Below are 15816 nucleotides of genomic sequence, written 5' to 3'. Positions count from 1 at the left end.
ACTGAGCAGAACCAGCGACTCCGCGTTCAAGGCCTGCAATCCAATTGATCTTTGCTTTGCCAGAGGGTGTCTGCGGCTGACCATCAAAGCCAGGGTTTCCTTCAGCAAGGGCACGGCAGCAATGTCCGGCGTATTGATTTCATCGAATGCGATCCCTGCGTCCAACTCCCCTGCCGAAAGCAGCTCCTCGATGCGCTCCTGGGAAAGCTCTTTCAGGTTGAGCGTGATTTTAGGGTAGCGGGAGTGAAATGCCTCGATCAAAGGCCCGACAAGGTAGGTCGTGAACGTCGGCGTGACGGCCACGCGCAATGAACCCCGGCTCAAGTCGCTCACATCGTGGATGGCGCTTTGCGCTTCTCGCAACTCCTGATAAGCACGGCGCGCGTACACCAGGTAGACATCTCCCGCGTCCGTCAAACGGGTTGTGCGTCCAGAGCGGTCGAACAACTGGGCTCCAAGGATCTCCTCCAACTGTTTGACCTGTTGCGAGAGGGCTGGCTGAGAAACGTGCAGGGCCGCCGCAGCCTTCGTGAAACTGAGATGTTCTGCGACCGCCAGGAAATATTGGATATGTCGAGCAAGCACGTTTTCACCCATAAGATAATCTGATGCGACTCATAATAAATGAGACTTTTACCTTATGTCATGCGTTGCTTAAGCTTTGTTCCACACCCAGCGAACATTGAGACAACAACCATGAAAGCGATCATCGACGGTTTTCTGAAATTTCAAAAAAACGCCTTCCCTGAGCGGGTCAAACTGTTCAAGGACCTGGCCAACCAGCAAGCCCCGAAGGCCTTGTTCATTTCCTGCTCTGACAGCCGACTGGTGCCTGAACTGGTCACCCAGCGCGAGCCCGGCGATCTGTTCGTCATTCGTAACGCCGGCAACATCGTGCCTTCATATGGCCCAGAGCCTGGCGGCGTTTCGGCCTCCGTTGAATACGCAGTTGCCGGACTCAACGTCGCCGACATCGTGATCTGCGGCCACTCCGACTGCGGCGCGATGACGGCCATTGCCACCTGCAAATGCCTCGACCATATGCCCGCCGTGGCCGGCTGGTTGCGCTACGCCGACTCGGCGAAGGTGGTCAACGAAGCCCGCAAGCACGCTGATCAACCGAGCAAGGTTTCGTCCATGGTGCGCGAAAACGTCATCGCGCAACTGGCCAACATCCAGACCCACCCATCCGTTCGCCTGGCGCTTGAAGAAGGCCGCGTGACCCTGCATGGCTGGATCTACGACATCGAGACCGGACGTATCGACGCCTTCGATGGCCGTACCGGGACCTTTGTGTCCCTCGCAGAAAACCCGGAAGTCCACGCTGTTTCGCAACAAGCCAGGCACGTCGCCTGAAATCTTTGACTACACCCTAACCTTACTAGGAGATTCACCATGATCCAGACTCAAGCCACCCGCACCGCCCGCCAGGAACTGACTGAAATCATCATTCTGGCCAAGGCCCGCAAGGACCTCTCCTTCGCCGAAATCGTCGACGGCACCGGTCTGTCCGAAGCCTTCGTCACCGCCGCTCTGCTTGGCCAGCACCCGCTGCCTGCCAGCGCCGCCGAGGTCGTTGGCAAGAAACTCGACCTCGATGCCGATCAAGTCGCCTTGCTGCAATCGATGCCCATTCGCGGCAGCTTCTTCGACGGCGTGCCAAGCGATCCGACCATCTACCGCTTCTACGAAATGATGTCGGTGTACGGCACCACCCTCAAGGCGCTGGTTCACGAAAAATTCGGCGACGGCATCATCAGTGCCATCAACTTCAAGCTGGACATCAAGAAAGTCGAAGATCCGGACGGTGGCCACCGCGCCGTGATCACTCTGGATGGCAAGTACCTGCCGACCAAGCCTTTCTGATGTGCCCCGGCCCGGCGCCTGATGGCGCCGGGCTATGCCCCAACCCTTTATTACGACTGAGCACCGCTGACGTGCTCTGGCCTTCTCGCGCCCTCAATACAGGTGATTGCTATGAGACTTTTATTCGTTTTATTACTCGGCTGCCTCGGTTCTGTCGCCCTGGCCGATGAGGCTCCGCAGACCACACAACCTAAGGTCGAAGCCTATCGTTACGCTCAAAAACTGGATATCGCGCACGTGGTGGCGATTACTCAGGTGCCCAATGTCTGCGCTGTGGTGCCGATGCATCTAACTTACGACGACTCCAAGGGCAACCGGCACATCATGGAATACCACGTGATGGGTAACGGTTGTACGAACTAAAAACACCGACCATCTGCCTGATGCCGGCACTGGCGTCAGGGTTGGTGTCACCGCCCAATTCTCAAGCCTCACCTGTCCTACATGGACGTGGACATCACTCAAGAGATCGCTGTGGACCCTGACCCTCTGGCATCCGCCAGAGCGATAGCCGCCCAAATGTCGCCGCTGCCCATTGATTACCGGCCCATAGCCAAGGAACTTGAAATGAATCTGTCACGCACACTGACCACTGGCTTGCTGGTTTTTGCAGTTAATAGAGCATCTGCTGCTGGTGGCCCTGGTGTCGAAGCCACTACCCAGGCTTTCCTGCAAGCCTTGGAGGCAGGTGGCGGCCAGCCGCTGGAAACCCTATCACCGGCTGAAGCTCGCGCCGTGCTTTCCAGCGCCCAAGCCAGCGTGAAGGTAGATGTCAGTGGTATTGAGGTCGAACGCCGCCGCATCGAAGTAGACGGTGAGCCCCTGGATATTCGCGTCATACGCCCACAAGGGGGTAAAGGCGAGTTGCCTGTATTCATGTTCTTCCATGGCGGGGGTTGGGTGCTCGGTGACTACCCTACTCATGAACGCCTCATCCACGACCTGGTGGTAGGCTCCGGCGCAGCGGCGGTATATGTCGACTACACGCCATCACCGGAAGCGAAGTTTCCCACCGCGATCAATCAAGCGTACGGTGCCACGCGGTGGGTTGCCGAAAACGGCAAACAGATCGGTGTCGATGGAAGCCGTGTCGCGGTTGTGGGCAACAGTGTCGGCGGCAACATGGCCACAGTGGTTGCGATCAAGGCCAAAGAGGCAGGCACGCCAAAACTGCGCTTCCAGGCGCTGTTGTGGCCGGTGACGGATGCAAACTTCAACGACGCCTCGTACAACTGGTTCGCCGATGGCCACTTCCTAACTCGCAACATGATGCAGTGGTTTTGGGACAGTTACACCACAGATCCTGAGCATCGAAACGACATTCACGCCTCCCCCCTGCGCGCTAGCCTGGAGCAGTTGAAAGGCTTGCCTCCTGCTCTCATACAGACCGCCGAAATGGACGTACTGCGTGATGAAGGTGAGGCTTACGCCCGTAAGCTCAATGCCGCTGGTGTAACGGTAAGTGCCGTGCGCTACAACGGAATGATCCACGACTACGGTCTGCTCAACGCGCTCGCCGAGGTTCCGAGTGTCCGCCGCGCGATGGATCAAACAGCACAAGCACTCAAGCTGCATCTGATGCAATAGATTAGGTTCACGTCGAGGCGGCTTAGACGCCTCGCTCATAATGGTCCGCCCAACACCTTGATAGGGTGTCCTGCGGTCATTAATAGAAACACCATCATATGAAGAGGACGAAACATGGCAATCGATATCGGCATCAGTGAAGAAGATCGCAAGTCAATCGTGGACGGCCTTTCTCACCTGCTTTCAGACACCTACGTGCTGTATCTGAAGACCCATAACTTCCACTGGAACGTGACCGGGCCGATGTTTCGCACCTTGCACCTGATGTTCGAGGAGCAGTACACGGAGCTCGCTCTGGCCGTCGACTCGATCGCCGAGCGGATTCGCGCGCTGGGCTTCCCGACGCCAGGTACCTATTCGACCTATGCTCGTCTGTCTTCGATCAAGGAAGAAGAAGGCGTCCCTGCCGCCGAAGACATGATCCGTTCGCTGGTTCAGGGACAGGAGGCCGTAACACGCACTGCTCGCAGCATTTTCCCGCTGCTGGACAAGGTCAGTGACGAGCCTACCGCCGATCTGCTGACTCAGCGCATGCAGGTGCATGAAAAGACCGCGTGGATGCTGCGCGCGATACTAGAAGGCAAGTGATCGAGTGAGGGGGCGGCACGCATGCCGCCCCTCTCTTTTTTGGAGCGCTATAAGGCAGTGCCGCGATATCTCTACTCGGCTTGATAGTCGGCAACGAGCTTATCCAAAAACACGAATAGTTTCTGATTCATCTCATCGTAATCGTTAGCCCGTAGCGCAGTTGGCTGTTGAACAAAACGTCGGTCAGTGAGCGTTATCAGCTCAGCCTCCGACGCTTGTATCAGCAGTTCAACAACATCTTGGTTGAGCTCCATATGGCATTGAAAGCCGTAGACCAGCGAGCTGTACTCAACAATTTGACGCGGGCAACCCTCGCTTCTGGCAATAATCTTTGCGTCCTTGGTGAGCCCTGGCATGTCATTGTGCCAATGGCCGACTTCCAGGGTTTCCCCGAAGTGCGAGAACTTTTGATTAGCCAAACCGTCCGGAGTCAAATGAATCGGAAATTTTCCGATTTCTTTTTCGGGGCTGTGATCGAAAGCGGCACCGAGTGCCTCTCCTATCAATTGCGACCCCAGACAAACTCCAATCACAGCGCGCTGGGCCGAAATGGCTTTATTTATGAGTTCACGCTCGGCCAGGGCATTGAAATGGGGACACTGCTCGAGCGTCGTCGCAGGATCCTGCGGGCCACCTAACACCACCAAAAGGTCGAACAATTCGGCGGTAGCTGGCAGTGCTTCATAAAGGTAGACGCGGGAATAAGTGGCTTGATAGCCGCGAGCCTTTACCCAGCCCTCAAATGCACCCGGTGCTTCAAAGGATTCGTGCATCACGAAATGGACTTTCAACGTTTTAACCTCGTTTTTGCTCGTCTCTGGCATTGACGATTTCGCCAAGTCATTGGGGACACGCCTACGCTGCGGGCGAACACGCGAGAGAAGTGTGCTGGGTCGCAAAAGCCACATTCCTTGCTAATTTGCGCAAAGCTCAGATCCGACCCGACGATCAGCTTTTTGGCCTTCTCGATGCGTTGCTTTCGAATCCAATCTGTAGGTGACTCACCTGTACTGGATTTGAAGGCGCGGGAAAAGTGGCTTCGTGAAAGTGCGCAGGCCTGAGCTAATTCGGCAATAGAAATGTTTTTGCTCAGGTTAGCGAGGATCAGTTTCTTTGCTGTGTGCTCACGTCGAGGACTAAGACCTCCCGAATTGCGGGAATCTGAATGCTGCATGCAAGGCGCTCCAGTATGACTTCTTTGGCTTCCTCTAACCCAGAAACAGCAACTGGCACTGGCTGCTTCTGGCCCACTAAACGTCGTAACCCTGCGAACCCCATTGCCTTCAAACGGCTAATGATCTCGTGCGCAATTCTTCATTGAGGATTCGATCGTTTTGGCTGTAGTCGACAGGGCAGTCGATCACGTGCACGCCTGGGGTCTTTAGGCAGTGTTCCAATAAGGGAAGAAGATGTTCCGCGCTCTCAACGCGGTGACCGCTGGCGCCGTATGCCTGCGCATACTTCACAAAATCCGGGTTGCCATAATTCAGGCCGAAATCAGTGAAGTCCCTGTTCGCCTGCTTCCACCGGATCATCCCGTAACCATCGTCACGCAAGATGACTACGGTGATGTGCATGTTCAAGCGCACAGCCGTTTCAAGCTCCTGACTGTTCATCATGAACCCGCCATCGCCGCACACAGCAATGACCGGTCGATCCGGGTAAACCAGATGCGAGGCCATCGCCGACGGCAAACCTGCGCCCATGGTTGCCAAGGAATTGTCGAGCAAGACAGTGTTTGGTTGGTGCGCCTTGTAGTTGCGGGCGAACCAGATCTTGTAGATACCGTTGTCCAACGCCACTATGCCTTCTGACGGCATCGCACGACGGATATCGGCCACTAGACGCTGCGGGTACACGGGATAGCGGTCGTCATCCGCACCTTCGACAATCTGTGCTTCATTAGCCTCACGAATTGCGAGCAATCGGGTGAAGTCCCAGTGCGCGGTATTGTTCAGCGCTTTACCGATCTGCCACACAGCGTTGGCGATATCACCGATCACTTCGATCTGCGGGAAGTACACGCTATCGACCTCGGCAGATCGGAAGTCGATATGAATGACTTCGGTGCCGCGGGGGATCATCAAAAACGGCGGCTTCTCGAACACGTCGTGGCCGACGTTGACGATCAGGTCTGCAACCTCAAGGGCTCGATGCACGAAGTCACCGGTGGACAGCGCGGTGTTTCCCACGAAGAGCGGATGACGCTCATCTACTACACCCTTGCCGAGCTGAGTGGTAACAAACGGGATGCCGGTCTTTTCAATTACCCGCCTCAAAGCCTCGGCAGTCATCTTGCGGCTGGCTCCCGCCCCGATCACCAAAATTGGACTACGGGCTTTCTGCAGTCTCTCCACGGCGGCGTCAATTGCGCACTGATCCGCCAGTGGCCGACGATGAAGGCTGCGCGGTATCGGCAGGCTGTCGGTCTCCTCTCCGGCGATGTCCTCCGGCAGCTCCAAGTGCACGGCGCCCGGTTTTTCTTCTTCAGCCAGGCGGAACGCCTCACGCATGCGCGAAGGAATGGTGTCTGCCGAAGCGAGCTGGTGTGTGTATTTGGTGATCGGGGCCATCATGTTGCAGACATCGATGATCTGGAAACGACCCTGCTTGGGATTCTTGATCGGCTTCTGACCGGTGATCATCAGCATTGGCATGCCACCCAGGTGCGCGTAAGCGGCTGCAGTGACGAGGTTAGTCGCGCCAGGGCCAAGAGTTGACAGGCTCACCCCTGTCTTGCCCGTCAGGCGGCCATAGGTGGCGGCCATGAAGCCGGCGGACTGCTCGTGACGAGTCAAAACCAGTTTGATCTGTGACTTACGCAGGGACTCCAGCAAGTCGAGGTTTTCCTCACCAGGAATGCCGAATACGTACTCAACGCCTTCGCTTTCCAAACACTGCACAACGATATCGGAGGCCTTAGCCATCTCTTTTTAACCTCGGAAATTGTCGTTAGGAATGGCATTCCGGGAGCCCCCGCTTACCAATTTTTTCTCGTGTACCGTCGTATGGCTTTTAGTTGGGCCTAAGGAGAACGATCGTTCTCTCCTGTCCGCATGGTAGAACGATCGTTCTCCTTGGGCAAGCATTTTTAGGTAGATTTTTAATCACGTGAAAGAGGAGCAGAGGGAGATGGCGGTGATCAAATCCGCACGGGGCGACCTGTGCGCTAGCAGATCTCCGTAGTGGAGTGTTTTGATTGAGAGTGGGTAGGACCTAGGGGCGACCGGTGAGCGGGATAAACAATGGCTGAATTATCAGGTGCGAGCCTTCCCAGGGCGGTCATCCAGGTGTGAAGTGCGTCGGATGCGTGGGGCAGGCCTTCCATGTTGCATGGAAGGCCTGCCAGGCATCAGCCTTCGATGAATGCCAGCAAATCGGCGTTGATCACCTCTGGGTGAGTGGTACACATGCCGTGCGGATAGCCCTTGTAAACTTTAAGGGTGCCGTTCTTGACCAGTTTGATGGACAGCTCGGCGGAGTCGGCAATCGGTACGATCTGGTCGTCATCCCCGTGCAGGATCAAAACGGGTACGGTGATTTTCTTCAAGTCCTCGGTGAAGTCGGTTTCCGAGAAAGCCTTGATGCAGTCGTAATGTGCCTGAGCGCCACCCATCATGCCCTGGCGCCACCAGTTCTCCTTCACGCCTTCAGAGATGACGGCGCCTTCACGGTTGTAACCGTAGAACGGCATAGGCACGTCTTTGTAGAACTGTGCGCGATTAGCAGCCAGCGCTGAACGGAAGCCGTCGAACACGTCGAGCGGCAGACCGCCAGGATTGCTGGCGGACTTGACCATGACTGGCGGCACCGCGCCAATCAAGACAGCTTTGGCGACAAGCCCGGTGCCGTATTGAGCGACGTAGCGAGCCACCTCGCCGCCACCGGTGGAGTGGCCGATGTGCACAGCGTTCTCCAGCTTCAGATGAGCGACCAAGGCTGCAACGTCCGCAGCGTAGGTGTCCATGTCGTTTCCGGTTGCGGTCTGCGTTGAGCGACCATGACCCCGGCGATCATGAGCGATCACGCGATAACCCTTGGAAACGAAGAACAGCATCTGCGCGTCCCAGTCGTCAGCACTGAGAGGCCAGCCGTGGTGGAAAACGATGGGCTGACCAGTGCCCCAGTCCTTGTAAAAGATTTCGGTGCCGTCGCTAGTGGTAAAGCTTGTCATTTGGTTAGGTCCTTGTTTATTAGGTGCGGAAGTTGCTGCCTTGGGAACGTTGGTACCTATCGCTAGTCCCGAAATCGAGCCGGCAACCAACGCAGTGGCGCCAACCTTGAGGACCTGCCTGCGGGAACGTAAGGGGGGCTATATCAATCGGACACTTACCTCCCGCTCTCGGCATCGCGCGCGCGTCAGGCTCAGGATAGTGGCCCCTCGACACGCTAAGCGATCATCAGATTAGTGCGGAGGAGGGCAAGGTGATTGTATAAGTGTGCTGTGGCTCTTTGATCAATTTCCCGGGCATAAAAAAACCGGCCATCGAGGCCGGTTTTTTCTTGCCTGCATCCCCCGTCGACAGCGACGTGGGAGCAAAATTTTGTGGAGCGGGTAGAGGGAATCGAACCCTCAACTAAAGCTTGGGAAGCTTTCGTTTTGCCACTAAACTATACCCGCTCAGAGCGGGTGACTTTGTACCAGATGTGCGCCCGGAATTGAAGTTTTTTTCTTTTGTATTTCCCTCAACTGACGGTCATTCGCGAGCAAGCTCGTTCCTGCAGTGCTTCCGTTGACGCTACAGGGCAAAGGCTGCTCGCGATGACGCGGTTTCAGATGGCCAATGCATGGTGGTCCTGGACGAAGTGGTAACGCGTTCGGCTGGCTTGCGGCTCAGGCTTCAGGAAGTCGAGCAGGGCGTTGCGGCTGTCCCGGCAGGCGGCTTTGTGTTCCATGTCGAGAAAGTGGCCGGTCGCTTCCACGGTGGTGAACGTGGCGTGTTGCACATGGTTGGCGAATAACCGGGCGTCGCTGGCGGCGGTGTATTCGTCCCATTCGCCGTTCATGAACAGCACCGGCACGTTGACCTTCTGCGCCGCGTTCAGATAGCACTGGCGATCGCTGTGCAGCACGTCGTTGATGTGGAAGTGCATCTGCCCGTATTCATGTTCGGCCAGTGAGCTGACGTGACGGTAGTTGAAGCGCTTGAACAACGACGGCAGGTGCTTGCCGATGGTGTCGTTCACCAGGTGCCCGACGCGGTCGCGGTCGCAGTTGCCCAGGTAGTCGACGCCGCGCTCGAGGTAGTCGAGCATGTGCGCGTTGATCACCGGGGAGAACGAGCTGATCACGGCTTTTTCGATGCGCCGTGGCCGCTGTGACAACGCGGTCAGCGTCGCGGCGCCCCCCCAGGAAAACGACAGCACATGTTCGGCGGCGAAGTGGTCGATCAACTCCAGTAGGATCTGCCCTTCGATTTCCTTGGTGAGCATTTTCTCATGCAGATTGTGGGGCTTGGACTTGCCCGCGTAGGGCTGGTCGTAGCAGACCACGTTGAACTGCGGATGGAGGTTTTTCACAGTTTGTGCAAACGACGCAGTCGTGGCCATCGAGCCGTTGACCAGAATAATGGTCTTTTCTGCGGCGTCTGCGCGATAGAACTCCGTGTAAACCCGATACTGACCCTGTATATCCAGCACAGCGATTTCTGGCCTCATGTCATAAGACTCCTGGCAAGCGGGTATGCGCGCAAATGAGATTGCACGAGCTTTGTGACAGGTAGGCATATGCCTGGAATTTTGCGGGCCCATGTCGATCCATTGCAGTCCGGTCGACGGGTGTTGTTATTGGCGGGCAGTCTGCCGGTGCGAGGCGGAGCCTGATGGCTCTCTAACCGACAAAAAGTTTCTTAGAGGTATGTGGTGACTCATCGGTCACATTTCGGCCGACGTCCTGATTCAAGCAGGGGGGTCGTGATCGCGCAAGTGCCGTTGGTAAATTGTTCGACAACATCTGCTGAGCGGTCGTCTGCTTAGATCAATTGGATCTCATCGGTGCGCAGGGCGCGGTACTCGCCCGGTTTCAGTGCGCTGTCGAGCACCAGCGGGCCCATGGATTCGCGGTGCAGGCGCAGCACCTTGTTGTCGAAGTGGCCGAACATGCGCTTGACCTGGTGGTAGCGGCCTTCGACGATGCTCAGGCGTGCGGACCTCGGTCCCAGCAGCTGCAATTGCGCCGGTTGGGTGGTGAGGTCTTCGAACGCGAAGTACAGGCCCTCGGCAAATTTCAGCGCGTATTCCGGGCTGATCGGCTGTTCGGTTTCGACGTAGTAGACCTTGGGCAGTTTGGTCTGCGGTTGGGTCAGGCGTCGCGACCAACTGCCGTCGTTGGTGATCAGCATCAGACCCGTGGTGTTGAAGTCCAGGCGGCCGGCAATGTGCAGGTCGTGCCTGTCTGGCTCGTCGATCAGGTCAAGCACGGTCGGGTGCTGCGGATCGCGGGTGGCGCTCACGCAGCCGGGCGGTTTGTGCAACATGAAATAGCGCGCGGGCTTGCCGGCCTGCAGCAGTTCCTGGTCGACCTCGACACGGCTGAACTCCAGCACTTCGGCGTGCGGGTCGCTGGCGATTTGTCCGTCGATGCTCACGCGCTTTTCCACCAGCAACAGGCGAACCTGCTTGCGGTTGAAGCGCGGCAGATTGCTGAGGAAACGGTCAAGGCGCATGGCGGGAGATCGACAGGTAAAGGGCCGCGCATCTTACGTGATCGGCCTGGCGCCTGCTTGCAACTGCGCTTCGACCCGGGCGCAGCGCGGGCACAGGCAGGATTTATCGCGCAGCTCGGCCGGCAGCGCTTCGAGGACCGCCGGGTCGATGCTGACGCCGTAGCACCAGCAGGGACGGTCGGCGGTGCGCGGATCGGCCAGGGTGCAGTCGTTGACGGCGCCGCAGGCAGGGCAGCATTCGGGTGTGTTCATGTCATGTCAGGTCAGGCATAACTCGTCTGGGGCATTTCTGCGCAGGTGCGATTGCGCCCGGATTGCTTGGCCCGGTACATCGCATGGTCGGCGCGAGAGATCAGGGTATGCAGGGTCTCGTCCGGTTGCAAGGTGCTGAGGCCGATGCTGACCGTCAGTTGCAAGGCCTGGCCGTTGTAGGTGTAGCGCTGCTGTTCGACATGATGGCGAATTTTCTCGGCGATTTTAAGGCCGGTCTCACCGTCGGTGTCCTTGAGCAGCACGATGAATTCTTCGCCACCCCAGCGGCAGACGATGTCGGCGTGGCGCAGGCAGCTTTCCAGGTCCCGGGCGAAACCGGCCAGCACTTGGTCGCCAGCCAGGTGACCGTAGGTGTCGTTCAGCACTTTGAAGTGGTCAAGGTCCAGCAGCATCGCTGTCAGCGGTTGTGGCTCGCGGTGGGCCTCGTGCAGGGCTTGCGCCGCCAGCAGGTCGAAGCCGCGACGGTTGGGCAGCTCGGTCAGGCTGTCCAGCGTCGCCTGCGTCTGGATCTTGCCCTGGTAGCGCCCGATCACCCGATTGAGCAGGGCGAGGACGATCAGGGTGACGACCAGGCAGATCAACAGGTTGAGGTACAGCGACTGGCGGATGTCACTCAAGGCGCCGTCTTCGCGCTTGTCGACGAACAGGTACCAGTTCAGTTCCGGAATGAACCGCACATTGAGGAAATGCCCCTGGCCCTGGCCGGAATATTCGTAGCTGCCGCTGTGGGGGTTGGGCAGTTGGCTGGCGAGGTTCTTCATGCTCTCGATGTCGCCCAGGGTCTGGCCGATGTGTGCACCTTGCGGACCGCCCTCGGCGCCGGTCAGCACCAGCCGGCCGAAGTTGTCGACGAAGAATACGCTGCGCTGATAACGCTGCTGGTATTTGTCGATCAGCTTGATCACCGCATCGACGGTCAGGCCGACGCCCGCCGCGCCAATGAAGCGGTTGTCGTAGTCGTAGACCTTGTAGTTGATGAAGAAGGTCAGGTTGTCGCGGTTGGCCAGGTCCGGGTCGACGTTGATCTCGTAAGGCTCGGCCATGTCACGCACGCGGAAGTACCAGGCGTCGCGCGGTTCGTCGACCCTGACCTGCTTGAGTACGCCTTTGGCGTGGTAGTAGGTCAGCGTGGAATTGGAGACGAAGAATGCCGTGTAGGCGCCGTAGTGGGTCATGACCTCGTTGAGGTAGCGGGTCATTTGCTCAGGGTTTTTCTCGCCCCCGACCACCCAGTCGCGCATGAAGGTATCGCGGGACATCATCGAGGAAATCAGGATCGGTCTGACGAGATCCTTCTGGATTTCCGAGTACACCGTATCCGAAGTCAACGGCAGTTCGGTGTTGACGATGTTGTCACGGATCGAGTCGCGCGAAGCGTAATAGCTGAGCAGGGACGTGGCGAGAAAGCCGGCGCCCAGCAGCACGACCAGCGTGAGAACCAGCGAACGTTGCGTATACAGCGGCGAGTGAAGCGGCATGGCGAATCCGTTGGCAATGACTCCGTGACCAGCATTCTAGTGGCACTGCGCGGAAAAAACTGCGGGATTTGCAGGGTGAATCGGCGAAGATCAGGTCAACCCTGATCCTTGTGGGAGCGGGCTTGCTCGCGAATGGGCCTGTCAGGCGACAGCGTGCAGAATGTCAGACCGCCTTCGCGAGCAAGCCCGCTCCCACAGGAGGGGATCACTGGGCCAGGTAGGCGCGCCATCCGCCCAGATGACTGATGTTTACCGCGCCCTCCAATCCATATTGCTCACAGATGAAGCCGCTCTCCCAGCGGCCGTCGGCCAGTTGCACCTTGCCCAGGCCGAGCGGTGCCGGGATGCCGGTCAGGAACGAGCCCAGTTCGCTGCTCGGCAACTCCCAGACCTCCACCGCGATCGCCACGCCACCTTCCTTGACGCGCACCATGCCTGGGCGAAACGGTGGGCCGCCGGCCAGGGCATGCAGTTGATAGTCCGGCGAGCTGAAGGTGGCCTCGACCAGCGTTGCGCCGCGCCGCTTGAGTTGCCAGTTCAGCGCCAGCCCGTCCAGGTGCGCGCCGCACACCACCAGCCGCGCGCGGTCGTGGCGGGCGACGGCGCTGGAGGTCGGCGCCGATGGGCCACGCTGAAACGCATCCGCCACGCTCAACAGGTACTGATCGGTAAACGCCCGGCCAAACAAGGTCACGCCCCACGGCAGGCCATCGCCCATAAAGCCGCTCGGCACCGCGACGGCGGCGTAATCGAGCAGGTTCATGAAGTTGGTGTAGTAACCCAGCTCCGAGTTGCGCAGCACCGGCTCGGCTTCCAGCTCGGCCAGCGTGACGGGCCGACCGATGGTGGGGGTGACGACGCAATCCAGACCTTCCAGGGCCTGGTCGCACAGGGCTTTCAGGGCTTGCAATCGATATTGCGCACGGAAGGTTTGCACGCCGCTCACGGCGGGCGCCTTGGCCAGCACGGCTTGAATCACCGGTAGAACGGCCTGCGGATCGTGCTCCATCAACCCGCCGGCGACGCTGTAGCGTTCAGCCACCCAGGGGCCTTCATAAAGCAAGCGTGCCGCTTCGAAGAACGGCGTCATGTCCAGGTCGACCGCTTCGCCTCCCAGGGTTTTGAGCTGATCGACGGCTTGAGCAAACAACCCTGGCCCTTCGGCGCAACCGAAGAACTCCAGGTCCTGGCTACGCGGTACGCCGAAGCGGAATGGCCGTGGCGTACCGAACGCCGAGCCGTCATTCCACAGCGGGTTGCGGCGACTGTACGCATCCTTTGGATCGAAGTGGGCGGTGAGCGCCAGCAATTGACTGGCCTCCCGCGCCGTCGCGGTAAAGGTGGTGACGCAATCCAGCGTGCGGCACGCCGGCACGACGCCTGCCGTGGAGATCAGGCCTTTGCTGGCCTTCATCCCCACCAGATTGTTCAGCGCGGCGGGCACACGCCCGGAGCCTGCGGTGTCGGTGCCCAGGGCAAAACTCGCGACACCCAGCGCCACCGCCAGCGACGAGCCGGCACTGGAACCGCCCGACGGGTACTCCGGCAACACGCTGTTCGGGCACGCGCCATAGGGCGAGCGGCTGCCGTTGAGGCCGGTGGCGAACTGGTCGAGGTTGGTCTTGCCCAGTGGAATCGCGCCCAACGCGAGCAGTTGCTCGACGATGGTCGCCGAATGGTCCGGCACGTAGGCAAAGCCCGGGCACGCGGCAGTGGTCGGGATGCCCGCCAGATCGATGTTGTCCTTGATCGCGAACGGCACGCCATACAACGGCAGGCTGTCGAGGTCCCGGCCGTCGAGTGCGGCGAGGTACGGTTCCAGTTCCTCGACGCTGAGCAGGTGGATGAACAGGTGATAATCCGGGTTCAGCGCTGCGGCTTTTTCGCGCAGGGCCAACAGCAGTTTTCGGGGCGTGGTGCTGCCGTCGCGATAGGCGCTGCGCAGGGCGTCGAGTTGCAGATTGAAGTTCATGGGATCAGTCCTTTCAAATAGGGTTCAGGCGAGTTCCAGCACCACGACACGCTGTCCGGCACGCACCGCCGAACCCGGTTGCACACGGATCTCGCGCACGACGCCCGCCATCGGCGCCAGCAGCGGAATTTCCATCTTCATCGATTCCAGAATCACCAGCGGATCACCGGCGGCAACAGCGCTGCCGACCTGCACCTGGACCTGCCAGAGGTTGCCGGCGATGTGGCTGTCGACGCTCATTTCACCGCTGGCCAGGGGCGCGTCCTCGGTGGTCTCCGGGGCCGCTTCCTCACTGTCGAAATGCGCCTGGCCGCTGGCGATCCAGCGCTCGCGTTCGGCGTTGAACGCGCCTTGCTGCTGAGCGCGAAAGGCGGCGATGGTCTCGGCTTCCCGGGCGAGAAAGGCCTGGTAATCGGCCAGGTTCAACTGGCTGTGCTCGATGTTCAGGTCGAAGCGCCCGAGGGGGAAATCGCGACGGATACGCAGCAGTTCATCGGCGCTCACCGGGTAGAAACGGATCTGGTCGAAGAAGCGCAGCAGCCACGGCTTGCCATCGAACGCGGCGACGTCGCGGTAGCGGTTCCACATCTGCAAGGTCCGGCCGACGAACTGATAACCGCCGGGGCCTTCCATGCCGTACACGCACATGTAGGCGCCGCCGATGCCCACCGAGTTTTCGGCAGTCCAGGTGCGGGCCGGGTTGTACTTGGTGGTGACCAGGCGGTGACGCGGATCGAGTGGGGTCGCGACCGGCGCACCCAGGTAGACGTCGCCCAGGCCCATGACCAGGTAGCTGGCGTCGAACACCGTGCGCTGCACTTCATCGAGGTTGGGCAAATCGTTGATGCGGCGGATGAACTCCAGGTTGCTCGGGCACCAGGGCGCGTCCTTGCGCACCGTGGTCATGTATTTTTCGATGGCCAGCTGGCAGGCCGGGTCGTCCCAGGACAGCGGCAGGTGGACGATGCGCGACGGCACTTGCAGGTCGTTGGTGGCGCGCACGGCGTCCCATTCCCCGGCGACGATACCGAGCAGGTCGGCCAGCGGCAGTTGTTCGGGCTGGTAGTGCACTTGCAGCGAACGGATCCCCGGCGTCAGGTCGATCACGCCGTGCAGGTGTTTGCCTTCCAGGGCCTGCATCAGGGCGTGAGCACGGAAGCGCAGGACGAGGTCGAGTTCGGGATCGCCGATTTCCAGCAGCAGGTGCGTGTCACCCGACAGCCTGGCCACCAAACGCGTATCCCCCTGACCCAACTCCAATACCACCGGTGACACGATTCCATGTGGGAGCGGGCTTGCTCGCGAAAGCGGTGGGGGGTGGGAAAAAAAAAAAAGGGGGGCGGCCCCGACGAACGACAACACCCCCCCCCCCAAAGGGGTGGGAATT

Annotated in this window: 16 protein-coding genes and 1 tRNA gene; 5 read left to right on the top strand and 12 right to left on the bottom strand. The window is 59.2% G+C overall.

Annotated features, from left to right (window positions below):
- On the bottom strand, positions 1 to 585 hold a 585-nt coding region (gene cynR, locus QIW53_RS26835), incomplete at its 3' end, for a transcriptional regulator CynR (protein ID WP_371052621.1).
- 111 nt (positions 586 to 696) lie between these two features.
- Here cynR and QIW53_RS26830 point away from each other — a divergent pair.
- The 5 genes from QIW53_RS26830 to QIW53_RS26810 all read left to right on the top strand — a co-directional run bounded on the left by QIW53_RS26830 (position 697) and on the right by QIW53_RS26810 (position 4041).
- A complete protein-coding gene (locus QIW53_RS26830) occupies positions 697 to 1356 on the top strand; it encodes a carbonic anhydrase (protein WP_371052620.1) in 660 nt (219 codons plus the stop codon).
- A gap of 39 nt (positions 1357 to 1395) precedes the next feature.
- Entirely contained in the window at positions 1396 to 1866 is a 471-nt protein-coding gene (cynS, locus tag QIW53_RS26825; protein WP_192308719.1) for a cyanase, read from the top strand.
- Positions 1867 to 1977: 111 nt separating this feature from the next.
- Complete coding sequence (locus QIW53_RS26820) at positions 1978 to 2229, top strand: DUF2790 domain-containing protein (RefSeq protein WP_371052619.1); 252 nt, start codon at positions 1978 to 1980, stop codon at positions 2227 to 2229.
- A gap of 204 nt (positions 2230 to 2433) precedes the next feature.
- Positions 2434 to 3453, top strand: coding sequence for an alpha/beta hydrolase (locus QIW53_RS26815; RefSeq protein WP_371052618.1), 1020 nt, complete (start codon positions 2434 to 2436; stop codon positions 3451 to 3453).
- 114 nt (positions 3454 to 3567) lie between these two features.
- On the top strand, positions 3568 to 4041 hold the full coding sequence (locus QIW53_RS26810; protein ID WP_371052617.1) for a Dps family protein: 474 nt from the start codon (positions 3568 to 3570) through the stop codon (positions 4039 to 4041).
- A gap of 71 nt (positions 4042 to 4112) precedes the next feature.
- Here QIW53_RS26810 and QIW53_RS26805 read toward each other — a convergent pair whose 3' ends face one another.
- From QIW53_RS26805 to QIW53_RS26755, 11 genes are all read right to left on the bottom strand, one after another.
- On the bottom strand, positions 4113 to 4865 hold the full coding sequence (locus QIW53_RS26805; protein WP_371052616.1) for a type 1 glutamine amidotransferase: 753 nt from the start codon (positions 4863 to 4865) through the stop codon (positions 4113 to 4115).
- Positions 4829 to 5215 carry a helix-turn-helix domain-containing protein gene (locus QIW53_RS26800; RefSeq protein WP_371052615.1) on the bottom strand — a complete coding sequence of 129 codons (387 nt, stop codon included), beginning with the start codon at positions 5213 to 5215 and terminating at the stop codon, positions 4829 to 4831. The genes QIW53_RS26805 and QIW53_RS26800 overlap by 37 nt, the downstream gene beginning before the upstream one ends.
- A 109-nt stretch (positions 5216 to 5324) precedes the next feature.
- The gene (locus tag QIW53_RS26795) at positions 5325 to 6968 is read right to left on the bottom strand and encodes an acetolactate synthase large subunit (RefSeq protein WP_371052614.1); all 1644 of its coding nucleotides are present in this window, start codon (positions 6966 to 6968) and stop codon (positions 5325 to 5327) included.
- Positions 6969 to 7393: 425 nt separating this feature from the next.
- A complete protein-coding gene (locus QIW53_RS26790; protein WP_371052613.1) occupies positions 7394 to 8215 on the bottom strand; it encodes an alpha/beta fold hydrolase in 822 nt (273 codons plus the stop codon).
- Positions 8216 to 8588: 373 nt separating this feature from the next.
- Positions 8589 to 8662, bottom strand: a tRNA-Gly gene (locus QIW53_RS26785).
- A 152-nt stretch (positions 8663 to 8814) separates the two neighbouring features.
- Complete coding sequence (locus tag QIW53_RS26780) at positions 8815 to 9699, bottom strand: alpha/beta fold hydrolase (RefSeq protein WP_371052612.1); 885 nt, start codon at positions 9697 to 9699, stop codon at positions 8815 to 8817.
- A 314-nt stretch (positions 9700 to 10013) separates the two neighbouring features.
- Positions 10014 to 10706 (bottom strand): pseudouridine synthase, encoded by a 693-nt coding sequence (locus QIW53_RS26775; protein WP_371052611.1) that lies wholly within the window; start codon positions 10704 to 10706, stop codon positions 10014 to 10016.
- Positions 10707 to 10739: 33 nt separating this feature from the next.
- Positions 10740 to 10958: a cysteine-rich CWC family protein gene (locus QIW53_RS26770; protein WP_371052610.1), complete on the bottom strand. Its 219-nt coding sequence runs from the start codon at positions 10956 to 10958 to the stop codon at positions 10740 to 10742.
- A gap of 11 nt (positions 10959 to 10969) precedes the next feature.
- On the bottom strand, positions 10970 to 12457 hold the full coding sequence (locus QIW53_RS26765) for a sensor domain-containing diguanylate cyclase (RefSeq protein ID WP_371052609.1): 1488 nt from the start codon (positions 12455 to 12457) through the stop codon (positions 10970 to 10972).
- Positions 12458 to 12662: 205 nt separating this feature from the next.
- A complete protein-coding gene (gene atzF, locus QIW53_RS26760; RefSeq protein ID WP_371052608.1) occupies positions 12663 to 14429 on the bottom strand; it encodes an allophanate hydrolase in 1767 nt (588 codons plus the stop codon).
- A 24-nt stretch (positions 14430 to 14453) separates the two neighbouring features.
- Positions 14454 to 15816: carboxyltransferase domain-containing protein (locus tag QIW53_RS26755; protein ID WP_371052607.1), on the bottom strand; the 1363-nt coding region annotated here is incomplete at its 5' end.

Source organism: Pseudomonas fluorescens, assembly GCF_041354075.1.
Classification (GTDB): domain Bacteria; phylum Pseudomonadota; class Gammaproteobacteria; order Pseudomonadales; family Pseudomonadaceae; genus Aquipseudomonas; species Aquipseudomonas fluorescens_CE.
The sequence above is the reverse complement of the archived record's forward strand: the minus strand, read 5'-3'. Positions and strand labels throughout refer to the sequence as shown.

Coding starts and splice junctions, on each gene's coding strand:
- atzF (WP_371052608.1), bottom strand. CDS start 14,429: ATGAACTTCAATCTGCAACTCGACGCCCTGCGCAGCGCCTATCGCGAC.
- QIW53_RS26775 (WP_371052611.1), bottom strand. CDS start 10,706: ATGCGCCTTGACCGTTTCCTCAGCAATCTGCCGCGCTTCAACCGCAAG.
- cynS (WP_192308719.1), top strand. CDS start 1,396: ATGATCCAGACTCAAGCCACCCGCACCGCCCGCCAGGAACTGACTGAA.
- QIW53_RS26815 (WP_371052618.1), top strand. CDS start 2,434: ATGAATCTGTCACGCACACTGACCACTGGCTTGCTGGTTTTTGCAGTT.
- QIW53_RS26830 (WP_371052620.1), top strand. CDS start 697: ATGAAAGCGATCATCGACGGTTTTCTGAAATTTCAAAAAAACGCCTTC.
- QIW53_RS26805 (WP_371052616.1), bottom strand. CDS start 4,865: ATGCCAGAGACGAGCAAAAACGAGGTTAAAACGTTGAAAGTCCATTTC.
- QIW53_RS26820 (WP_371052619.1), top strand. CDS start 1,978: ATGAGACTTTTATTCGTTTTATTACTCGGCTGCCTCGGTTCTGTCGCC.
- QIW53_RS26765 (WP_371052609.1), bottom strand. CDS start 12,457: ATGCCGCTTCACTCGCCGCTGTATACGCAACGTTCGCTGGTTCTCACG.
- QIW53_RS26780 (WP_371052612.1), bottom strand. CDS start 9,699: ATGAGGCCAGAAATCGCTGTGCTGGATATACAGGGTCAGTATCGGGTT.
- QIW53_RS26770 (WP_371052610.1), bottom strand. CDS start 10,958: ATGAACACACCCGAATGCTGCCCTGCCTGCGGCGCCGTCAACGACTGC.
- QIW53_RS26790 (WP_371052613.1), bottom strand. CDS start 8,215: ATGACAAGCTTTACCACTAGCGACGGCACCGAAATCTTTTACAAGGAC.
- QIW53_RS26810 (WP_371052617.1), top strand. CDS start 3,568: ATGGCAATCGATATCGGCATCAGTGAAGAAGATCGCAAGTCAATCGTG.
- QIW53_RS26795 (WP_371052614.1), bottom strand. CDS start 6,968: ATGGCTAAGGCCTCCGATATCGTTGTGCAGTGTTTGGAAAGCGAAGGC.
- QIW53_RS26800 (WP_371052615.1), bottom strand. CDS start 5,215: ATGCAGCATTCAGATTCCCGCAATTCGGGAGGTCTTAGTCCTCGACGT.